The sequence below is a fragment of the Pustulibacterium marinum genome (genome assembly GCF_900116665.1).
Lineage (GTDB): Bacteria > Bacteroidota > Bacteroidia > Flavobacteriales > Flavobacteriaceae > Pustulibacterium > Pustulibacterium marinum.
The window spans coordinates 1-6,687 of record NZ_FPBK01000028.1; the positions used below are offsets into that span (position 1 = coordinate 1).

The 6,687-nt window shown below is 37.0% G+C and carries 4 protein-coding genes; 2 read left to right on the plus strand and 2 right to left on the minus strand.

The features are described from left to right. On the minus strand, positions 1 to 466 hold a 466-nt coding region (locus BM383_RS18660; RefSeq protein WP_143106377.1), incomplete at its 3' end, for a PorP/SprF family type IX secretion system membrane protein. 22 nt (positions 467 to 488) lie between these two features. Beyond that, complete coding sequence (locus BM383_RS18665) at positions 489 to 4,328, minus strand: choice-of-anchor L domain-containing protein (RefSeq protein ID WP_093026664.1); 3,840 nt, start codon at positions 4,326 to 4,328, stop codon at positions 489 to 491. Positions 4,329 to 4,510: 182 nt separating this feature from the next. Here BM383_RS18665 and hflX point away from each other — a divergent pair, with 182 nt between their 5' ends. Next, positions 4,511 to 5,734, plus strand: a complete 1,224-nt coding sequence (gene hflX / locus BM383_RS18670; protein ID WP_093026665.1) for a GTPase HflX — start codon at positions 4,511 to 4,513, stop codon at positions 5,732 to 5,734. A gap of 132 nt (positions 5,735 to 5,866) precedes the next feature. Beyond that, positions 5,867 to 6,687 (plus strand): fibronectin type III domain-containing protein (locus BM383_RS18675; protein WP_143106478.1); only part of this gene is annotated, 821 nt, incomplete at its 3' end.

Below are 6,687 nucleotides of genomic sequence, written 5' to 3' on the forward strand. Positions count from 1 at the left end.
CTCCTACATTGGGAGTAACCGAATTGATGTTTTGTGCAAAGAATGGATCGTTTGGATCTATCAAATCTAAATTCACCAAGCCGATATCATGGAAAGTAGCCCCGGCTTTTAAACCTAAAGATAGGGTATGGCCTTTGCCAAGGTTTAACTTGTATGCAAAATCTGCATACAAGTTTTGTTCTTTTACAGGCCCTATCTTATCTGAAATTGCAGATAATCCTAAACCTACTTTTTCGCCAACTGCGGTGTTCGCAAAAAAGGTAAAGGTCTCTGGCGCTCCGTCTAAACCTCTCCATTGTTGACGAAACAACAATCCTCCGGAGATGTTCTCGCGTGTTCCCGCATACGCAGGGTTTACTACGCTCATGTTGTACATGTACTGCGTGTATTGTGGGTCTTGTTGGGCGAAAGCATCGGCTCCTACCAATAGTACCAACAATAACAATAAATATGATGTCTTTTTCATGTATAGATAATCTTATGCGTTATTAATAATTAAGGTAAACATATCCTGTAATAGGATCTCTTCCATCAACAAATGTGATTACATAGAAGTAAGTTCCAACTGGTAATATATTACCGTCGTTATCGGTTCCGCACCATTGATCTACATAGTTTTCAAAATCGTATACTTCTGTTCCTAATCTATTATAAACTTTCATAGAAGCAATGTTGTCCCTGTCATCTAAGAAATCTAAAGTCATACATTCATTGTCTGCTCCCGTCCCTGGTGAAAGTCCTTGTGGTATTACACAATATGCATTGTCATAGAAAATAACTTCCATCTCTGCAGAGGCATTACAACCATTAGTGTCATCGGTAACAATAACTGTGAATATTCCTGATCTTTCTTCTCCGCTGGAAAGTGTATATGTGTTAGATGAACTTGATTGAACTAATTCTCCATCATCATACCAATCGTAGGTAATATTACCCGGAAGATCGTTGAGATTAGAAACATATGCTGTTAAAACTTCCTGTTCGTTGGCACATTTTATAATTGATTCAACATCGAAATATGGCTCTGGTACCGGGAAGAATTCAATAGTGATGTCATCTGAATAGGAACACGTAGTATTGTTATAGGTAACAATTGCTTCGTAATTACCGGTATCTGTTACAGATAGAGTTCCAGTAGTTTCCCCTTCCATAGCTTCACCATCCTTATACCAAACAATATTTGCGCTGTCAGGAATTGTGCCAGCGTCTAGTACAACTACATCACCTTCACAATTGGCATTTCCACCTTCTAAAAGAATATCTTCTCCAAGATCTATGTCTCCAATATCAAAACTACCGGCTTGTAAAAATACAGCGGAGTCGTAAGATGAATCTTGCTCATCTGCTATACCTAATTTAATAGTATAAGTATCACCTACAACTACATCTGCTTCAGCAGTCATTACAACGGTTTGTCCATCAAAAGCAATTAGTCCTGTTCCGTCTCCATTGTATTGGTCAAAATATTCTGCATTCGCGGGACCACAAGAACCTACTCCTCCGTGAACGGTGGTTACCATAACAGGAATTGTTGTTCCTGGTACAACGGCTAAATTAGAAGTGTTACCTTCCGAGTCTGTTAAGATAAATGCAAAAATATCTGAATAGTTACACTCAAAAGTAGAAGTATATTCTTCAGAAGCAAATAGAAAATCAAAACTGATATGATCAGTTAATGGGACAAAATCAAACTGAATGTAAGAAGCATTGTTTAGAGTTGCTGTAGGATCGTTTTCTTGAGCTATAGCTAATAAATCAGCATCACCATTCCAACCTGTTCCAGTGCTACTGGTTAAACCATTGTTAGGGCCAGGTACTTCTGAAACATTTCCTGAAGATAAGACAATACCTTCTGTGAATGAAAAATTATAAGCATCATAGAAATAACCAATACTACTGAAAGAAGTGTAGTTAGAAGCACCATCCCAAATGACATTGCTAACTTGAGCACATTCTGAATTGATTAAAACATCTGTTATTAATTCTTCAATAGTATATTCATCCGTTGAAACGCTCATTGGAGGACATGTTTCTTGAGTGTATGTAGCGCTGTAAATTATACAGTTAGGGTCATCATTGTTTTCAACAATAAAACTAACTTCTGTTCCATTTTCATAAGGGCCAAAAGTAAATGTTCCTGTTGCAGTAGCCGTTTGTACTTCACTACCTTCGCTATCCATGATAGATAAAGAAGTGGCGTCACCCATGTCAGATACTATAACATCCATTAGAAATTGCTCCCCGTTCAAACAGTCGTTCACTACATCATAATCTACAGTTTGATTTACACATGTGATACAGTTTACCATCATGTCAATTTCTTCTGATGTTCCGCCATCTGCACAACTATCGGAACCATTGGATTCTATAAGAACATATAAATCTGCTCCTGAAGATTGGAAAGACATACCTGATAAATCTCCAGATCCTGTATATATAGGTGAGTTTATGTCGGTGTCATAAATGGTAACATAATCCCATCCACTTTCTGTATATCCTGAGTTAAATAAAAGATTTACTGCAGTAGTACCGTCTGAAGCAGTGAAGTGAAATGTAGTAGCATCATTATTTAAATAGCAATACGTTACATTCGTAGGACCTACGGCACAATCTACAGTGAATTCTGTTTGAATTTCTGTTGTGAAAGTATATGGATTTGTCCAAATGCTATAAAAGTCATCACCACAATCAGCCATTACATATACATCGTAAGTAGTATCTGGATCTAGATCTGAAACTGAAACAGGTAAGCTGGTTACTACAATTCCGTCTTCTGGGTTTGGTTCTGTTCCTGTTGGAACAACAATATACTGCCAAGAAGTTTCACTGTTGTTTGCTGTCCATGATAGTTCAGCTGTGGTATCTGTAAGGTTAGAAGCCATAATATTGGTTGGTGCTATACAAAAATCACCACAAGCTTCCACTCTCATATAATCAATAGCCATATCTCCAGAATAGTAAGCTCCTGTAGAAGTGGCCGTTTGTTTAAATTCTATATATACAGTTTCTCCTGCATAGGCTGTTAAATCTGCAGCTACACCAACCCATTCTTCATCTTGAGCAGTTTGGTATTCTCCTGCCCAAGTAAATACATTGGTAAAAGGTCCTGCAGCATCGGTAGCTACACCTACTTCTAATGTTCCCATTCCTGCTCCGTAAGCATACATGTAAAAAGAAAGTTCAATCTCTCCTGTAGCTCCTGCAAGGTCTATGGCTGGAGATACTATAGATCCTACATCTCCTGAAGCTCCGGTAGCCTCAAAGTTCATAAAATTATCTCCGTTATAAGCATTTACAGGTCCAGTATTTGCTGAAGTAGAACCATCTGGAATTTCCCATGACGCACTGTTATCATTTACATCACCTGTCCAGAAACCAGCTTCATCAAAATCTTCTGTAAAGATAAATGATGAAGAAACTCCTGCTTCACAACTTACTCCGTCTGGAGCTGTTGGTGGTGTGTTCACAGTTGTAAAAGTAATTGAGCCAACCCAGTTTCCTAGATCTCCACCGCCACAGTCTGTCATTACATAAACTTCATACGCTGTATTAGAATCTAACCCTGTGTACACATAAGGGTTGGTTCCCGCTGATACTCCGGCAATTGTAGGAACTCCTGTTCCCGCCTCTTGTACCACTACAAACCAAGCAGTTTCAGAACCACCTGCTGTCCAAGAAACTTCCACAGAAGTATCTGTAATATCAGCAACAGTAATGTTGGAAAGGTCTGGACACGTTGGAGCAGCTTCTGAATAAATTGTTGGACTGCTGAAACAAAAACCTCTAGTCCATAAGTCATTATCAGTAAAATAAATACGGTATTTAAAACCGGATAACTGCGTAGCTGTAAAAGAACTTACATCCAATAGTTCTGAAGTAAAAGAAACTGAGGTTCCGCTACAGTAGTTATTACTTGGAGCCGACGGCGTGTCGGCATCAAAAGTAACCCAGTTTTCCCAAGTACCAGCATCTGCATCCCAGTACTGGATCATTAAATCATCATTGGTAAAAAAGTTGTATACATAATCTGCTGTGAAATACAACCAAGTTTCACCAGCTGTTTGAGCAGCTGTCAAATCAATTACAGGTGATTCTGCTGCGATCGTGTTGTGTGCGCTGTAAGCAGCCCCACCTGCGGCAACATTGTAATCATCATACGAGAAATTACTGTCTGTAGTAGGGTTGGCCTCAAAATAGGCTGCACCGGATTCATAAGAACCTGTGATAGACCAATCAGCATTGGGCCAGTTGGCAGGCTCATTGAGTGTCTGAGCAAAACTCAGCACACCCATGAATAGCATTAAAATTAATAATGTAGTTTTTTTCATGTGTGGAGTGTTGATTAATTATTTGTTTCGCTATAAGCTAATAAACCTCAAATTTAAAAAGTTTTGTTAAATAAACATTAATTATACAACTATTAACAAGAAAATAGTTAAAAGCATATATTTATAACAAACTTATTGGAACAGCATATTTTCGTACTTTTGTAAAAAATTAATTTCTATATATGATTGAAGAAAAAGGTTTAGATCATGAGAACATTGTTTTGGTTGGGATCATCAATCAGAATCAAAATGAAGAAAAAGCAACCGAATATTTAGATGAATTGGCTTTTTTGAGCTATACGGCAGGAGGTGATGTTATAAAAAGGTTTACTCAAAAAATAGATGTTCCTAATCCTAAGACTTTTATTGGTAGTGGTAAAATGGAGGAAATTAGAGAATTTGTCACGGAACACGAAGTAGGTACTGTTGTTTTTGATGATGAATTATCTCCTGCACAACAAAAAAACATAGAGAAAATTTTGAAGTGTAAGATTTTGGATAGAACAAGTCTTATTCTTGATATTTTCGCTCAAAGAGCACAAACTAGTTATGCTAGAACTCAAGTAGAGCTTGCACAATATCAATATTTATTACCACGATTAACAGGGCTTTGGACACACTTGGAGCGTCAGCGTGGTGGTATTGGTATGCGCGGTCCTGGTGAAACAGAAATTGAAACGGATAGACGTATTGTTAGAGATAGAATTGCTTTGCTAAAGAAAAAACTAGAAACCATAGATAAGCAAATGGCTACCCAAAGAGGTAATAGAGGTGCTTTGGTTCGTGTAGCTTTGGTGGGGTATACAAATGTGGGAAAATCAACTTTGATGAATACCATTTCAAAATCTGAAGTTTTTGCCGAGAACAAACTTTTTGCAACCCTAGATACTACTGTTAGAAAAGTAGTAATTGGTAATTTGCCTTTTCTGTTGAGTGATACGGTTGGATTTATTAGAAAATTACCTACACAGCTTGTAGAATCTTTCAAAAGTACGTTGGACGAAGTGAGAGAAGCAGATTTACTATTACATGTAGTGGATATTTCCCATCCAAATTTTGAAGAACATATTGCTTCGGTAAATCAGATTTTAGATGAAATTAAGTGTTCTGAAAAGCCAACTATTATGGTTTTCAATAAAATTGATCAGTTTGAGTATGAACCGATAGATGAGGATGATTTAATTACTGAAAAAGAATCCAAACATTATACGTTAGAAGAGTGGAAAGATACCTGGATGAATACTATGAATGGTAATGCACTGTTTATTTCTGCAGTGAATAAAGAAAACATGGATGAATTCAGAAACAAGGTTTACAGTGCTGTTAGAGACATTCACGTAACACGTTTTCCGTATAATAATTTTCTGTATCCCGAAATTCCGGTAGATCAAGTTGAAGAGGAATAAAAAAGGACTGCTAATTAGCAGTCCTTTTGTTTTTTAACATAATTCTTAATATTTACCAAATTATTTCTTAAAATTTATCGGTAAAAAGTCATCTAATTTGTATAAAAAATTTTTTTACACAAAAACCTACCGATGAAAAAAACTACACTTACTTTTTTACTACTCTTACTTACAGGTTTTTGCACTTTTGCGCAAACCTTAGAGCAAAATGCCAACTGGCCCAATGCCAACTGGAGCCTTACTGGCTCTTACAATTCAAGTTCCTTAGCATTGGAAGCGAACCCATTGGTTACATCAACCTTTAGTTATGATGACAATGATGCAGGATATTCATACTCCTCGACCATTGCAGCAGAATCTCCTGTAATAGACCTTACAGCTGCTTACAATGCAGAAGAGACCTGGATAAAAGTAGAAACAGAATACATCTACAATCATAGCTATAACGATTATATTCAATTACAATACTGGGATGCCGATAGTTCCTCTTGGGTTGATTGGGGTGATCCTTTAAATACAGACACTTACTACTATGCTTACAATAATTATTGTAGTTATAATAAAACTGATTTTGTTTCAGATCATTTGAACATCAGTGAGTTTACGAGTACACAGCTTACGGGATTTAAATACCGTATTTACTTTACAGACGGAGGAAACTACACCTATGGTTTTTGTTTTAACGCACCAACTATTTATTCTCAAACACCTCCGCCTTGTCCAAGTGTTTCAGATTTAAATGCTACAAATGCAACAGATACTACCGTAGATATTTCTTGGACTGAAAATGGATCTGCTACTTATTGGAATATAGATTATGGTCCTGCTGGTTTTACACAAGGTACAGGAACCAGTGTTGTGGCAACTTCAAACCCACACACTCTTAACAACCTTGAAAGTAATACCGATTATGAATTTTATGTTCAGTCTAACTGTATTCTTTATCTGGGAGA

Excerpts from the sequence above, each read along its gene's own strand:
- hflX (WP_093026665.1), top strand. The coding sequence starts at position 4,511 with ATGATTGAAGAAAAAGGTTTAGATCATGAGAACATTGTTTTGGTTGGG.
- BM383_RS18665 (WP_093026664.1), bottom strand. The coding sequence starts at position 4,328 with ATGAAAAAAACTACATTATTAATTTTAATGCTATTCATGGGTGTGCTG.